Here is a 14977-nt window from a genome sequence, read left to right on the forward strand (position 1 = left end):
GGGCCACGCCGGACGATGTGCGGCGCGCGACCGATCTCACAGGTCCCGCCGGGCGCGCTGGCGGGCCTTTCGTCCCGCGCGCGGCGTAGCATGGCCGTCGACGTCAGCCCTCCGATCGGCACCACCGCCGGCCGGCCGACCACACGAACGGAACCGCCTCGCGTGCGCCTCACCAGCCCCTCGTCCGTCGACGGCAGGTCGGCTGACGACGACGTCGCCCGGTCCGGCGGTCGTCGCGACGCCGCGGTCGCGCGGGCTGAGGGTCCGCAGGACAGGGCGCACGACGACACCGTCCATGACGACACGGCCCGCGACGACACGGCCCGGGACGACCAGGACCAGCGTTCAGCGCTGACCGCGCACGGGCTCGCGCCACGAGGTGCTGCGTCGCCCGCGCTGCCCGCCGGGCGCGTCGCGCAGGCCCGTGCCACGGTCGGGCGGTACGTGACGCTGACCAAGCCCCGCGTCATCGAGCTCCTGCTCGTCACGACGATCCCGACGATGATCCTCGCGCAGGAGGGCTGGCCGAGCCTCGGCCTGGTGCTCGCGACGCTCGTCGGCGGCGCGACGGCCGCGGGCTCGGCGAACGTCCTCAACTGCTACATCGACCGCGACATCGACCGGGTCATGAACCGGACGCGCAAGCGGCCGACGGCCACCGGCGAGATCGGCCCGCGCGCGGCGCTGACGTTCGGCCTCGTGCTCGGCGTCGTGAGCCTGACGTGGCTGTGGTTCCTGGTGAACCCGGTCTCGTCGCTGCTGTGCGCGGGCGCGATCCTCATCTACGTCGTCGGCTACACGATGATCCTCAAGCGCCGCACGCCGCAGAACATCGTGTGGGGCGGCGCCGCGGGGTGCATGCCGGTCCTGATCGGCTGGTCCGCGGTGACCGGCGGCGTGGGCTGGCCCGCCGTGCTGCTGTTCGGCGTCGTGTTCTTCTGGACGCCACCGCACTACTGGCCGTTGTCGATGAAGTTCCGCCGTGACTACGCAGCCGCGGGCGTGCCGATGCTGCCGGTGGTCGCCAAGGACACCAAGGTCGCTCGCGAGATGATCGGCTACACGCTCGCGATGATCGCGTGCTCGCTGCTGCTCGTCCCCGCGGCCGGCATGACCTGGGTGTACGCGGTCGTCGCCACGGGGCTCGGGGTGTGGTTCCTGGTGCTGTGCGTGCGCCTGCTGCGCCGCGCGGAGGACCCGGCGCGCGGCAAGCTGCGGGCCATGAGCGTGTTCCACGCGTCGATCACCTACCTCACGCTCCTGTCCGTCGCCGTCTCCGTCGACGTGTTCCTGCCTCTGTGACCTCGGCGGTCGCACGGTGACGCAGGTGGTCTCCGGCACTCCGCTCGCGCGCGCGCTCGAGGACTACCTCGCGCACCTCACGGTCGAGCGGGGGCTGTCCCGCAACACCATCGCCGCCTACCGCCGCGACCTCGGTCGCTACGCCGCGTACCTCGGGTCGCGCGGACGGCAGCGGCCCGACGACGTGCTCCCGCAGGACGTGGAGGACTACCTCCTCACGGTGCGGACAGGTGCCGACGGCGGGAGCGTGCTCTCGGCGTCGTCGGCCGCGCGAGCCGTGGTGGCGGTGCGTGGCTGGCACCGGTTCTGGGTCCTCGACGGCGTCACCAGCCACGACGCCGCGGACGCCGTGCGCCCCCCGGCGCCCCCGCGTCGGCTCCCGAAGGCGATCTCGGTCGACGAGGTGGGCCGGCTGATCGACGCCGCCGGGCTCGGCGACGGACCCGCGCCGCTGCGCGACCGTGCGCTGCTCGAGCTGCTCTACGCCACGGGCGCGCGCATCTCCGAGGCGGTCGGGCTCGACGTCGACGACGTGGACGTCACCCCCGGCCGCGCGGCGGTGCGGCTGCTCGGCAAGGGCGGCAAGGAACGTGTCGTCCCGGTGGGCTCGTTCGCGATCGAGGCGCTCGAGGCCTACCTCGTGCGGGGTCGTCCGGCGCTCGCCGCGAGCGGACGCGGGACCCCCGCGGTGTTCCTCAACACGCGCGGCGCGCGGCTCTCGCGACAGAGCGCGTGGGCCGCGCTGCGCACGGCCGCCGAGCGAGCCGGACTCGGCGGAGCGACGGGGAACGGGGCCCACCTGTCGCCGCACACGCTGCGTCACTCGTTCGCGACGCACCTGCTGGCCGGGGGCGCGGACGTGCGCGTGGTGCAGGAGCTGCTGGGGCACGCGTCGGTGACGACGACGCAGATCTACACGCTCGTGACGCCGGACACGCTGCGCGAGGTCTACCAGCTCAGCCATCCACGCGCGAGGTGATCGTGTCGGGCCGGTCTGCTCCGGTAGGTTGTGCGACGTGGTGAGCAGCGACACGACGCAGGAACTCGACGCCGTCGGGCGGGCGCTCCCGGGGTTCCCGGAGCCGGAGCCCTTGGCCTCGCACGGCCCAGCGCGTGTCATCGCGATGTGCAACCAGAAGGGTGGCGTCGGCAAGACGACGACCACCATCAACCTGGCGGCCGCGCTCGCCGAGTACGGGCGCAAGGTCCTCATCGTCGACTTCGACCCCCAGGGGGCGGCCTCGGTCGGCCTGGGCATCAGCCCGCACGAGCTCGACCTCACGGTCTACAACCTGCTCATGGAGCGCGACGCGCAGGTCGCGGACGTCCTGCGGCACACGAGCACCCCCGGGCTCGACCTGCTGCCCGCGAACATCGACCTGTCGGCCGCGGAGGTGCAGCTCGTCGGCGAGGTCGCGCGTGAGTCGGTGCTGTCGCGCGCGCTGCGCCCGGTGCTGGACGACTACGACGTGGTCCTCATCGACTGCCAGCCCTCGCTGGGACTGCTGACCGTGAACGCGCTCACGGCGGCGCACGGCGTGCTGATCCCGCTCGAGTGCGAGTTCTTCGCGCTGCGCGGCGTCGCGCTGCTGATCGAGACGATCGAGAAGGTGCGCGACCGGCTCAACCCGCGCCTCGAGGTCGACGGGATCCTGGCCACCATGTACGACTCGCGCACGCTGCACGCGCGTGAGGTGGTCGCGCGTGTGCACGAGGCGTTCGGCGACACGCTGCTGCACACCGTCATCGGGCGCACCGTGAAGTTCCCGGACGCGACGGTCGCCGCCGAGCCGATCACGACCTACGCGCCCACGCACACGGGCGCGCACGCCTACCGCCAGCTCGCGCGCGAGCTCGTCTCCCGTGGCGACGCCGCCTGACGTCGCGCCCGGAGGCGACGCGGCGACGAGCACCCCTGACGAGGCAGTCCAGCCCCCCGCGGGCGAGCAGGCCGCGTCGCCCGTCGGCACGGCAGGCTTCGAGGTGCACCTCGACAACTTCACGGGTCCTTTCGACCTCCTGCTCGGCCTGATCGCCAAGCACAAGCTCGACATCACCGAGGTCGCGCTCGCGCAGGTCACCGACGAGTTCATCGCGTACCTGCGCGACGCCGAGAAGCAGTGGGACCTCAACCGCGCGTCGGAGTTCCTCGTCGTCGCCGCGACGCTGCTCGACCTCAAGGCCGCGCGTCTGCTGCCGTCGGCCGACGTCGAGGACGCCGAGGACCTCGACCTGCTGGAGGCACGCGACCTGCTCTTCGCCCGGCTGCTGCAGTACCGCGCCTACAAGCAGGTCGCGGCACACCTGGCGCACCGCTGGGCCACCGAGGGCCGACGGTTCCCGCGGACGGTCGCGCTCGAGCCGCACGTGGCCGCGCTGCTCCCCGAGCTCGTGATGCAGGTCGGGCCGGACCAGCTCGCGGCGCTGGCGGCGAAGGCGCTGTCGCCCAAGGCCCCGCCGCCCGGCGTGGACATCAGCCACCTGCACGCACCGGCCGTCTCCGTGCGCGAGCAGGCCGCGGTGCTCGTCGACCGCCTGCGGCACCACGGGGCGGTCTCGTTCCGCACCCTCGTCGCGGACGCGGGCTCGACGATCGTCGTGGTCGCGCGCTTCCTCGCCGTGCTGGAGCTGTTCCGCGAGGGTGCGGTGGGCTTCGACCAGGTCACGCCCTTGGGCGAGCTCACGGTGCGCTGGACTGGCGCCGCCGAGGGCGATGTCACGGTGTCAGACGACTTCGACCAGCTCGACACGACCGCTGACCCGAGCCCGGACGCGGCGAGCGACGACGAGCCGACCGCAGGACCCGACGTGCGGGACACGTCCGAGGAGGACGCATGAGTGACGACCCGTCGATCGCGGACGCCGCGCAGGCGCCGGACGCCGACCCGCTCGAGGCGGGCGCCTCGACCGACCCCGTTCCGGCCGAGGGCGAGGCCGCAGCCGCCGGTCCGGCCGTGCCCGACGAGCTCGCCTTCGACGTGGACGAGCTGCCGGGCGGCGCCCTGGGGGCGCTCGAGGCCGTGCTCATGGTCGCCGACGAGCCGGTGCCGGCCGTCCGGCTCGCAGCCGTCCTGGCGCTCCCGACCACGCGCGTCGAGGAGCTGCTCGAGGAGCTGGCCGCGGACTACCGCGGCGAGCACGGTGGCCGCCCGCGCGGGTACGAGCTGCGGCGCGCGGGCGAGGGCTGGCGCATCTACTCGGCTGCGCCGTACGCCGACGTCGTCGGCCGGTTCGTGCTGGACGGCCAGACCGCAAGGCTCACGCAGGCCGCGCTCGAGACGCTCGCGGTCGTCACGTACCGGCAGCCGGTCACGCGTGGTCAGGTCTCGGCGGTGCGCGGGGTCAACGTCGACGGCGTGATGCGCACGCTCACGGCGCGCGGCTTGGTCGCCGAGGTGGGCACCGAGCCGACCAGCGGTGCGCTGCTGTACGGGACCACGGGATACTTCTTGGAGCGGATGGGCCTGTCCAGCCTGGACGAGCTGCCCCCGCTCGCGCCTTACCTGCCGGAGATCGACGCCCTCGAGGGTGTCGACGAACCCGGTGCCACGATCGGAGGACCAGCATGAGCCCCCAGCAGCGCCGCGGTGACGCGGACCGCAACGGACGTCCCGCATCTCGCGACGGTGCACCCCGCGGCGGCGCGTCCGGCCGCGGCGGTGCCGCCGGTGGCGAGGGCAAGAAGCCGCACCGCGGCCAGTCCGGCGCGGCGCGGGGTCCGGTGAAGGGCCGGTCGTCGCGCCCGACGTCCAGCCGTCCGACGACACCGCGACGTGCGCCGTCCGAGCCGACCGTCGACGTGCACGACCCCGAGGGCATCCGGCTGCAGAAGCTGCTCGCCTCGGCCGGCCTGGGCTCGCGGCGCGCGTGCGAGACGCTGATCGCGTCGGGTCGCGTCGAGGTCGACGGGCAGGTCGTCGTCGAGCTGGGGGTGCGCGTCGACCCGAAGAAGTCGGTCGTGCTCGTCGACGGCATGCGCGTGCAGCTCGACTCGTCGCACGTGACGATCGCACTCAACAAGCCGAAGGGCGTCGTCTCGACGATGCACGACGAGCAGGGCCGGCCGTCGGTCGCGCAGTACGTGAGCGACCGCACCGAGCGGCTCTTCCACGTCGGCCGCCTCGACGCGGACACCGAGGGCTTGCTGCTCCTCACCAGCGACGGCGAGCTGGCGAACCACCTGTCGCACCCGTCGAACGGCGTGCCGAAGACCTACCTCGCCGAGGTGCAGGGCCGCCTCACGCCCGCGACCGCCCAGCGCCTGCAGCGCGGCATCGAGCTCGAGGACGGTCCGGCCAAGGCGGACAAGGTGACGATCGTCCAGTCGCTGTCACACCTGAGCCTCGTCGAGCTCACGCTGCACGAGGGCCGCAACCGCATCGTGCGGCGCATGCTCGAGGAGGTCGGCCACCCGGTCACCAAGCTCGTGCGCACGCGCATCGGCCCGATCCGCCTGGGCGACCTCAAGCAGGGCCGGACGCGCGTGCTGTCCCAGGTCGAGATCGGCTCCCTGATGTCGCAGGCGGGCATGTGACAGCGGCGACCGCGGGCCCCGTCCTCGTGGTCGGGGTGGGGCTGATCGGTGCGTCGGTGGGCCTGCGCCTGACCGCCGAGGGTGTCGACGTCCGCCTGCAGGACCCGTCGCGCACCGCGGTGGCGCTCGCGCGCGACGTGGGTGCCGGGCGTCCGGCGACCGCGGACGACGACGAGCCCGCGCTGGTCGTCGTCGCGGCGCCGCCCGACGTGACGGCCGGGGTGGTGCGCGCGCAGCTCGAGGCGCACCCGGGTGCCGTCGTGACGGACGTCGCGTCGGTCAAGGGTCATGTCCTGGCCGAGCTGCGCGCCTCGGGCGCGGCGCTCGGCCGGTACGTCGGCTCGCACCCGATGGCGGGCCGCGAGCGTTCCGGGCCGTCGGCCGCGGTGCCCGACCTGTTCCTCGGACGTCCGTGGGTGATCGCGGAGGCCGACGAGTCCTCGGCGGACGCCGTGCTGGCCGTCCGCGCCCTGGCGGTCGACCTGGGCGCGGTCCCCGTCACGATGGACGCGGACGCGCACGACGCGGCGGTCGCCGCGGTCTCGCACGTCCCGCAGGTCGTCTCCTCGCTCATGGCCGCGCGGCTGGTCGGCGTGGACGACACCGCGCTCGGGCTCGCGGGACAGGGGCTGCGGGACGTCACGCGCATCGCCGCGTCCGACCCGGAGCTGTGGACGTCGATCCTCGCCGCCAACTCGGCGGCGGTCCGGCCGCTGCTCGAGTCGCTGCGCGGCGACCTCGACGAGGTCATCGGCGCGCTGGCATCGGCCGACGAGGCCGAGGGGCCCGAGACGATCGCGACCGGGGTGCTCGTGACCCTCGCGCGCGCGATCGCTGCGGGCAACGAGGGCGTCGCCCGCATCCCCGGCAAGCACGGCGGCGCGCAGCGCGCGTACGAGGAGGTCACGGTGCTGGTGCCGGACTCCCCGGGCGAGCTCGCGCGCCTGCTCACCGAGGTCGGCGAGGCCGGCGTCAACCTGGAGGACCTGCGGCTCGAGCACGCGGCCGGCCGGCAGGTCGGCATGGCGGCGATCTCGGTGCTGCCCGGCAGTGCGGCCCGGCTGGAGGCCGAGCTGGTCGAACGTGGATGGAGGCTGGTCGTGTGAGCGCGCTCGTCGTGGCGGTGGACGGACCGTCGGGATCGGGCAAGTCGAGCGTGTCGCGCGAGGCCGCCCGGCGCCTCGGCCTGGCGTACCTGGACACGGGCGCGATGTACCGCGCGGCCACGTGGTGGTGCCTGCACACGGGCGTGCCGCTGGACGACCAGGCGGCGGTCGCGCGATGCGTGCGCGAGCTCCCGCTGGACCAGGGGGTCGACCCCGACGCGCCGCACGTCGTCGTCGCGGGGACAGACATCGCCGACGCGATCCGCGAGACGGCGATCTCGGCCGCGGTGAGCGCCGTCGCGACGAACCTCGCGGTCAGGGACGAGCTGCGGCGGCGGCAGCGCGCGGCGATCGCCACGCAGTCGGTCGCGACGTCCTTCTCGCACGGTCGCGGGATCGTGGCCGAGGGCAGGGACATCACCACGGTCGTCGCACCGGACGCGGACGTGCGGATCCTGCTGACCGCCTCGCAAGAGGCGCGGCTCGCGCGCCGCGCGCGTGACGTGCACGGCTCGGACGACGAGGCCGCGGTCGCGGCCACGCACGACCAGGTGCTGCGACGCGACGCGGACGACTCGACGGTCGCGCAGTTCCACGTCGCGGCCGACGGCGTGGTGACGCTCGACTCCTCGGACCTGGACTTCGAGGAGACCGTCGAGGCGGTCCTCGCGATCGTCGCCCAGGTGACTGGACGCGACGCGTGAACCCGCAGTGGGAGCGACCCACGCGGGGGGCCCGCGCGGGTCACGTGCTCGGGCGGCTGCTGGCCCACGTGGTCTGGGCCACGGAGGTCCACGGCGCGCACCACGTCCCCACCGAGGGCCCGGTGCTGCTCGCGGCGAACCACACGGGCGTCATCGACGGGCCGGTGCTGGTCGGTGCGGCGCCCCGTCCCGCGCACATGCTCATCAAGCAGGAGATGTTCGACGGCCGTCTCGGCGGCCTGCTGCGCAGGCTCGACCAGATCCCGGTGGACCGGGACAACCCGCGCACCGCGCTGGGCGCCGCGCTCGAGGTCCTCAAGCGCGGGGGAGTCGTCGGCATCTTCCCCGAGGGCAGCCGTGGGCGCGGCGACGCGTCCGACTCGCGCGCGGGGATCACCTGGCTCGCGCTGAACGGGCACGCGCCCGTGGTGCCGGTCGCGGTGCTCGGGACTCGGCGCACGGGGCAAGGGGTGAACCACGTGCCGCGGCTGCGGCAGCGCCTCGTCGTCTCGTTCGGCGAGCCGGTGCTCGTCGAGCGTGCGCCGGGCGTGCCCGGCCGCCAGGCGATGGCTGAGGCCAACGACCGGCTGCGCGACGCACTCGCGCTGCACGTCGCCGCGACGGTCACGGCGGTGGGCGTCCCGCTGCCGACGGACGACCCGCTCAACGTCGCCTGAACGCCTCCTACGCAGTGCGCTGAGCCCGCGGTCCCGCTCCTGGGCACCGCGCCCAGCCCCGTCCGCGCGTGCGTGTGAGGCGTCGGGCCCATCGTCGGGGACAATGGGTGACATGAGTGAGCCTGAGGTCGACTTCGTCCTGCCCGACGAGGCCGGGGACGCCGAGCGCGAGCGCGCCCTGCGGGCCGGTCTCGCCGAGTACGAGCTGGAGGACGAGGACCTCGCGCTGCTGCACGGCGAGGGCGGCGACGACGAGGACGCCGAGCCCGAGGCGCCGCTTCCCGTGCTCGCGGTCGTCGGCCGGCCGAACGTCGGCAAGTCGACGCTCGTCAACCGGATCCTGGGCCGCCGCGAGGCGGTCGTCGAGGACAAGCCCGGCGTGACCCGTGACCGCGTGAGCTACCCGTCGGAGTGGTCGGGCCGCCGGTTCACGCTCGTCGACACGGGCGGCTGGGAGGTCGACGTCGCCGGGATCGAGGCGCGCGTGGCCGAGCAGGCGGAGGTCGCGATCGCGCTGGCCGACGCCGTCGTGTTCGTCGTCGACGCGACCGTGGGGTCCACGGACACCGACGAGCAGGTCGTGCGACTGCTGCGCAAGTCGGGCAAGCCCGTGGTGCTGTGCGCCAACAAGGTGGACGGCCCCGCCGGCGAGGCGGACGCCGCCGCGTTGTGGGCGCTCGGCCTGGGCGAGCCGTACCCCGTCTCGGCGCTGCACGGCCGTGGCACCGGTGACCTGCTCGACGCCGTGCTCGACGCGCTCCCGGAGGTCTCCGAGCACGGCGTGCTGCGCCCGCAGGGGCCGCGCCGCGTGGCGCTCGTCGGCCGGCCGAACGTGGGGAAGTCCTCGCTGCTGAACAAGGTCGCGGGTTCCGAGCGCGTCGTCGTCGACGAGATCGCCGGCACCACGCGCGACCCGGTCGACGAGCTGATCCACCTCAAGGGCATCCCGTGGGTGTTCGTCGACACCGCGGGCATCCGCCGTCGGGTCCACCAGACGTCGGGCGCCGACTTCTACGCGAGCCTGCGCACGCAGGCGGCGATCGAGAAGTCCGAGGTCGCGGTCGTGCTGCTCGACGCGTCGACGCCGATGACGGAGCAGGACACGCGCGTCATCCAGCAGGTCATCGACGCCGGCCGCGCGCTGGTCATCGCCTACAACAAGTGGGACCTCATGGACGAGGACCGCCGCCCGTACCTCGAGCGCGAGATCGAGAAGGAGCTCGTCCAGGTCACGTGGGCGCCGCGGGTCAACATGTCCGCGAAGACCGGCTGGCACGCCGAGCGGCTGGTCCCGGCGCTCGAGAAGTCGCTCGAGTCCTGGGACACGCGCATCCCCACGGGCCGCCTCAACGCGTTCCTCGGCGAGCTCGTGGCCGCGCACCCGCACCCCGTGCGCGGCGGCAAGCAGCCGCGCATCCTGTTCGCGACGCAGGCCTCGACCCGCCCGCCGCGGTTCGTCCTGTTCACGACCGGCTTCCTCGACCCCGGCTACCGCCGGTACGTCGAGCGGCGCCTGCGCGAGACCTTCGGCTTCGAGGGCACGCCCATCACGATCTCCGTGCGCGTGCGGGAGAAGCGGAAGCGGTGACCGCCGCCGGCCGCGCGACCGGGGACTCGCCCTCGAGCGTTCCCTGGTCGGCCCGCGGCCTGCGCGGCCTGCTCCTGCGCTGGGGGCTGCCACGTGACCCGCACGCGTCCCGGCACGTGACGGGCTTCCTCGTCGTCACCGTGCTGACCGTGCTGGTGACCCGTGGCGCCCTGGCCGCCACGGGCTTCCCGCAGGTCGGGGGGCCGGGCCTGCACGTGTCCCACGTGCTGTGGGGCGGGTTGCTGCTCGCCGTGGCGGTCCTGCTCGCGCTCTCGTTCATCGGTCCCGTCGTGCGGCCGGTCGTCGTGCTGGTCGGGGGAGTGGGCTTCGGCCTGTTCGTCGACGAGATCGGCAAGTTCGTCACCGAGGACTACGACTACTTCTACGGCCCGACCGCGATGCTCGTGTACGTCGCGGTCGTCGCGCTCGCCCTGATCGGCGAGGCGCTGTCGGGCCTCCGCAGCGCGGTCCCGCCCGAGAAGCTCGCTGCCGCGGTCGACCAAGCCGTCGCCGGTGTCGCGGGCGGGTTCTCGCCCCGCGTGCGTGCGCACGCGCACGACCTGCTGGCGGCGGCAGACGGCGTGCCCGGGCGCGACGAGGCTGCCGCACTGGTGGCGACGGTCCGCCCCGACGGCAGCGAGCTGCCCGACCCGATCGCCTGGGTCTCGCACACCGTGGTCGCCGTGTCGCGTCGTCTCGTGCGCGCGGCCTGGGTGCCCCGCGTCGCGGTCGTGACCATCGCGGGCACGGCGCTGCTCGGCGTGGCACGCGGCCTGTGGCTCGCGCGCGACGGCGGGACGTCCGGGTGGATCGTCGGGGCGTTGCTCGTCGGCGGCGCGGCCACCACGGCCGCGTGCGTCGTCGGGCTCCTGACCGACGACCGCGAACACGCCTTCACGTGGTTCCGCCGGGGCGTGCTCGTGAGCCTGCTGGTCACGCAGGTCGCTCTCCTGCGCATCGAGGAGTGGGCGGGCTACGCGGGCCTCGCGCTCGACGTGGTCCTGCTCGGGCTCGTCGCCGCCGAGCTCGACGTCCTGCGCGAGCGGGGCGCGCCTCCAGCCGAGGCGGCCGACGGGACGACTCAGGCCTGGTGAGACGGTGTCTCACCAGGCCTGATGTTGTCGGGCTGACAGGATTTGAACCTGCGACCCCTTGACCCCCAGTCAAGTGCGCTACCAAGCTGCGCCACAGCCCGATGGCTCCCGGAGAAGCCTGCGACAGCCTACCGTACGGGCGCGGGTGCCTCGTCGCCCGTCCCAGCCGTGTCACCTCCGTGGAGCGCTCCTTGTCGCGGCTGTACGTCTGACCCGCCGGGTCTTTGGGCCCTGGTGCGCGCGGAGGCGGCGCGCTGCGCTGGCACCATGGAGGGGCGTCGGCGGTCGGCCGTGCGGGGCGCGCTCGCCGTCACGTTCGGCGCGGTGGCGGCCGGCGTGGGAGCCGGGGTCGGCCCGCCCCGGGTGCAGAGCGGAGACGTCGGCGTGGCCGCGGTCCTCGGGCTCGGCGCGCTCGTCGGCGGCGTGGCGCTCGTCGTCGTCGGCGTCGTCCAGCTGACCCGGGCCGTGCCCCGCTGGTGGCGGCTCGTGACCGCGCCCCTGACGGTGATCGCAGTAGCGCTCGGCGTCTACGTGATCGCGGTCCCCGTCATCGTGACGACCGCCCCGGCTCCGCCGCCCGGCACAGCGACCCCGTCGGAGGTCGGGTTGGCGTACGAGGACGTGACGATCGCGACGACGGGCGACGAGGCGCTCGCCGGTTGGTACGTCCCTTCGGCCGGCCGCGCGGCCGTGATCGTCCTGCACGGGTCGGGGTCCAGCCGGTCCGCAGTCCTCGAGCACGCCGCGGTCATGGCACGGCACGGGCTCGGCGTCCTGATGCTCGACGCCCGTGGGCACGGTGCGAGCTCCGGACGCGCGATGCGGTGGGGCTGGTACGGGGACCTCGACGTGCCACGCGCCGCGGCCTGGCTCGCCTCGCGCCCGGACGTCGACGCGGCGCGCATCGCCGTGCTCGGCCTGTCGATGGGTGGCGAGGAGGCGATCGGCGCAGCAGCACTCACGCAGGACATCCGCGCGGTCGTCGCGGAGGGCGCCACGGGACGCAGCGCGGACGACCTGCGCTGGCTGTCGTCCGCGTACGGGTGGCGCGGCACCCTGACGCGGACGGTGCACGCCGCTCAGACCTCGCTCGCGGATCTCATGTCCGAGCCTCGTCGGCCGGCGCCGCTCGGCGACGCGGTGCGCGAGGTCGCACCCAGACCGGTCCTGCTGATCGCGGCCGGTCGCGTGCCCGACGAGCAGCACGCGGCAGCGGCTCTCCAGGCGTCGGCGCCCGACTCCGTCCAGGTATGGGTGGTGCGCGGAGCGGATCACACGGGCGGGCTGGCGGCCGCTCCGCAGGAGTGGGAGTCGCGAGTGATCGACTTCCTCGACGCGGCGCTGGCCGACCCGCACGCATCTCGGTGACCCGATCGGCACGTGGCCAACCGTGGGCGTGCTGCCCGGGCGACGCGGGCGCGCCCGCGCTTCGGCTGCTCGAGCGCCGAGCGGAGCGTCACCTTCGTGCGGAGGTCGGCCGGGCCGGTCTCGGACTCCACGGCATCCTGCTGTGCGAAGCCGGCGTCGCTGTCTTCTCGCGGTCCTCCGCACGAGCACGCCTCCGGCGATGCGGTGGCAGACTCGTCGGGTGTCAGAGGACCGCGCGCTGCTGATGACCTTCGGGCACGGGACCCTGTCGCAGGCCGCGATCGTCGACGTGCTCCACGGGGCGGGAGTCGAGCAGGTGGTCGACGTCCGGCGCTTTCCCGGTAGCCGACGGCATCCCCACGTGGCGCGCGACGAGTTCGAGCGGTGGCTTCCCGCCGCGGGCGTCGCCTACCGCTGGGAGCCCCGGCTCGGCGGGCGGCGACGGTCCGACCCGGCCGAGGCTGCTGTCGATCCCTGGTGGCAGGTCGAGGCGTTCCGCGCGTACGCGGCCCACGCGCGGACCGTGGACTTCGGCCACGCGATCGACGAGCTGCTGGCGGGCGCGGCCGCCAGCCGGACCGCGGTGATGTGCAGCGAGAGCCTCTGGTGGCGGTGCCACCGTCGGCTCATCAGTGACGTGTGCGTCCTGCTGCACGACGTGCCGGTGCAGCACCTCGGTCATGACGGGCGCCTCACCGCGCACCTTCCGGCGGCGGGCGCGCGCGTGACCGCCCGCGGGCTCGTCTACGACCGGAGCCGCGACGACGACCGTCCTACCGCGACCCGAGAGCCGTCGCCGAACCGGTAGACCCCGCTGCACCGTACCTAGCGGTGCTAGGGTAAGCACCCCTAGGAGATCAAGGTATAGGGGAGCGACGTGCGTATCGACAAGGACCTGGTCGCGGCGTCCGCCACCCCGCTGGTCCTGGGCATCCTCGCGGAGGGCGACCTGCACGGCTACGCGATCCTCAAGAGGGTCGCCGAGCTGTCCCAAGGCCGCATGCAGTGGACCGACGGGATGCTCTACCCGTTGCTCCACCGCCTCGAGCGCAACGGCTGGGTCAGCGCCCGGTGGGGCGTCTCCGACGCCGGGCGCAAGCGCAAGCACTACGCGCTGACCCCGTCCGGGCGGCAGGTCCTGGAGGAGCGGCAGGCACAGTGGGCGGTTGTCACGGACGCGCTGCACCAGGTGCTCAGCACGGTCCGCGGACCGGGCGCGGCGGGAGCCTGGGCGTGACCGAGGACGGGCGGCCGGGCGTCGAGCACCAGATCGACCAGTGGCGCGCGTGGGTGCTGCGGCGCGAGGCGATCACGACCGGCGACGCCGCCGAGCTCGAGGACAACCTGAGGGGCCGGATCGCCGACCTGCGGGCCGCAGGCCTGGACGACGACGAGGCGTTCCTCGTGGCGGTGCGGCGGATGGGCAACCTCGACGACGTCTCGCGTGAGTTCGCCCGCGCGCACTCTGAGCGACTCTGGAAGCAGCTCGTCCTCCCGCCGTCTCGGCCGTCGCGGGCCGACGGGCACTGGCGCGACCTGGGCGTGCTGATCGCCCTCGCCGTGGGCGCGGGGATCGCGGTGCGGTGGCTGCTCGTACTCGAGGACGAAGGACGCTTCGCGCTCAACGTGGCGTTCGCCGTGCTGCCCTTTCTCGCGGCCTACTTCGCCTGGTCGCGCCGTCTGCCCGCGCGGGCCGCCGGCGCGTTGGCCGTGATGGCCGCCGCTCTGGCAGTGGTGGTGAACCTGTTCCCGTTCTTCGCCGACGAGCCCGGCGTCGGGCTGTCGACGACCGCGGTGCTGGCCGCGACGCACCTGCCGGTGCTCCTGTGGCTGCTGCTCGGCGTCGCTTACACAGGCGGCGCGTGGCGTGAGCACGCGCGTCGCATGGACTTCGTGCGCTTCACGGGCGAGCTCGTCGTCTACTTCACGCTCCTCGCGCTCGGTGGAGGACTGTTGACGGGGCTGCTGCTCGCCACGTTCGACGTCGTCGGCATCGACGCCGAGCCGTTCGTCCAGAGCTGGCTCCTGTCGTTCGCGGTGCCCGGGGCGTTCCTGGTGGCGGCCTGGCTCGTCGAGGCGAAGCAGAGCGTCGTGGAGAACATGGCGCCCGTCCTCACCCGCGTCTTCACACCGCTCACGCTCGGCCTGCTCGTCGCGGCACTCGTCGCGCTGCTGGCGGGCGGTCCGCTCACCGCGGTGGACCGGAGCCTGCTCGTCCTGATGGACGGGATCCTGCTGCTCGTGGTCGCGCTGCTGCTCTACGCGATCAGCGCGCGCGACCCCATCACGGCGGGCGGGCCGTTCGACTGGCTGCAGCTCGGCCTCGTCGTGACGGCCCTCGCCGTCGACGTCGTCGCACTGACGGCGATGGCGTCCCGGATCGCCGACGCGGGCTGGACCGCGAACAAGGCCGCGGCACTCGGGCTCAACGTGGTGCTGCTCGTGCACCTCGTGGGCACCGGCTGGCTGCTGTGGCGGTTCCTGCGTGCCCACGGCACGTTCGACGCGGTGGAACGCTGGCAGACCCGCTACCTGGTGGTCTACGCCGTGTGGGCTGCAGTCGTCGTGCTGGTCTTCCCGCCCGCGTTCTCCTACGCGTGAACG

General features: G+C 73.9%; 15 protein-coding genes and 1 tRNA gene. 15 read left to right on the forward strand and 1 reads right to left on the reverse strand.

The features are described from left to right. Positions 1-396: 396 nt before the first annotated feature. The 11 genes from CGE01nite_RS00080 (at position 397) to CGE01nite_RS00130 (ending at position 11005) form a co-directional block, all read left to right on the forward strand. A complete protein-coding gene (locus CGE01nite_RS00080) occupies positions 397-1302 on the forward strand; it encodes a heme o synthase (RefSeq protein ID WP_048341843.1) in 906 nt (301 codons plus the stop codon). A 16-nt stretch (positions 1303-1318) separates the two neighbouring features. Further along, a complete protein-coding gene (locus CGE01nite_RS00085; protein WP_369796464.1) occupies positions 1319-2281 on the forward strand; it encodes a site-specific tyrosine recombinase XerD in 963 nt (320 codons plus the stop codon). Between the two features lie 37 nt (positions 2282-2318). Next, a complete protein-coding gene (locus CGE01nite_RS00090; RefSeq protein WP_048341784.1) occupies positions 2319-3182 on the forward strand; it encodes a ParA family protein in 864 nt (287 codons plus the stop codon). Further along, on the forward strand, positions 3166-4140 hold the full coding sequence (locus tag CGE01nite_RS00095) for a segregation and condensation protein A (RefSeq protein ID WP_048341783.1): 975 nt from the start codon (positions 3166-3168) through the stop codon (positions 4138-4140). The genes CGE01nite_RS00090 and CGE01nite_RS00095 overlap by 17 nt, the downstream gene beginning before the upstream one ends. Continuing rightward, complete coding sequence (gene scpB, locus CGE01nite_RS00100; protein WP_141368265.1) at positions 4137-4871, forward strand: SMC-Scp complex subunit ScpB; 735 nt, start codon at positions 4137-4139, stop codon at positions 4869-4871. Before CGE01nite_RS00095 ends, scpB begins: the two co-directional genes overlap by 4 nt. Beyond that, on the forward strand, positions 4868-5836 hold the full coding sequence (locus CGE01nite_RS00105; protein WP_048341782.1) for a pseudouridine synthase: 969 nt from the start codon (positions 4868-4870) through the stop codon (positions 5834-5836). The genes scpB and CGE01nite_RS00105 overlap by 4 nt, the downstream gene beginning before the upstream one ends. Beyond that, positions 5833-6942 (forward strand): prephenate dehydrogenase, encoded by a 1110-nt coding sequence (locus CGE01nite_RS00110; protein WP_141368267.1) that lies wholly within the window; start codon positions 5833-5835, stop codon positions 6940-6942. Before CGE01nite_RS00105 ends, CGE01nite_RS00110 begins: the two co-directional genes overlap by 4 nt. Continuing rightward, positions 6924-7646 (forward strand): (d)CMP kinase, encoded by a 723-nt coding sequence (gene cmk, locus CGE01nite_RS00115; RefSeq protein WP_141368269.1) that lies wholly within the window; start codon positions 6924-6926, stop codon positions 7644-7646. Before CGE01nite_RS00110 ends, cmk begins: the two co-directional genes overlap by 19 nt. Further along, on the forward strand, positions 7643-8323 hold the full coding sequence (locus CGE01nite_RS00120; protein ID WP_048341779.1) for a lysophospholipid acyltransferase family protein: 681 nt from the start codon (positions 7643-7645) through the stop codon (positions 8321-8323). Before cmk ends, CGE01nite_RS00120 begins: the two co-directional genes overlap by 4 nt. Positions 8324-8435: 112 nt before the next feature. Continuing rightward, the gene (gene der / locus CGE01nite_RS00125; RefSeq protein ID WP_048341840.1) at positions 8436-9911 is read left to right on the forward strand and encodes a ribosome biogenesis GTPase Der; all 1476 of its coding nucleotides are present in this window, start codon (positions 8436-8438) and stop codon (positions 9909-9911) included. Further along, entirely contained in the window at positions 9908-11005 is a 1098-nt protein-coding gene (locus CGE01nite_RS00130; protein ID WP_229747515.1) for a hypothetical protein, read from the forward strand. Before der ends, CGE01nite_RS00130 begins: the two co-directional genes overlap by 4 nt. 27 nt (positions 11006-11032) lie before the next feature. Here CGE01nite_RS00130 and CGE01nite_RS00135 read toward each other — a convergent pair. Then, positions 11033-11106: transfer RNA gene (locus CGE01nite_RS00135), tRNA-Pro, on the reverse strand. A gap of 166 nt (positions 11107-11272) precedes the next feature. Here CGE01nite_RS00135 and CGE01nite_RS00140 point away from each other — a divergent pair. From CGE01nite_RS00140 to CGE01nite_RS00155, 4 genes are all read left to right on the forward strand, one after another. Then, positions 11273-12373: an alpha/beta hydrolase gene (locus tag CGE01nite_RS00140; RefSeq protein WP_141368271.1), complete on the forward strand. Its 1101-nt coding sequence runs from the start codon at positions 11273-11275 to the stop codon at positions 12371-12373. Positions 12374-12593: 220 nt separating this feature from the next. Next, positions 12594-13181, forward strand: coding sequence for a DUF488 domain-containing protein (locus tag CGE01nite_RS00145; RefSeq protein WP_229747516.1), 588 nt, complete (start codon positions 12594-12596; stop codon positions 13179-13181). Between the two features lie 69 nt (positions 13182-13250). Beyond that, positions 13251-13610: a PadR family transcriptional regulator gene (locus CGE01nite_RS00150; RefSeq protein WP_048341777.1), complete on the forward strand. Its 360-nt coding sequence runs from the start codon at positions 13251-13253 to the stop codon at positions 13608-13610. Beyond that, the gene (locus CGE01nite_RS00155) at positions 13607-14974 is read left to right on the forward strand and encodes a permease prefix domain 1-containing protein (protein ID WP_141368273.1); all 1368 of its coding nucleotides are present in this window, start codon (positions 13607-13609) and stop codon (positions 14972-14974) included. The genes CGE01nite_RS00150 and CGE01nite_RS00155 overlap by 4 nt, the downstream gene beginning before the upstream one ends. Positions 14975-14977: the final 3 nt, after the last annotated feature.

The organism is Cellulomonas gelida (assembly GCF_006538725.1).
Classification (GTDB): domain Bacteria; phylum Actinomycetota; class Actinomycetes; order Actinomycetales; family Cellulomonadaceae; genus Cellulomonas; species Cellulomonas gelida.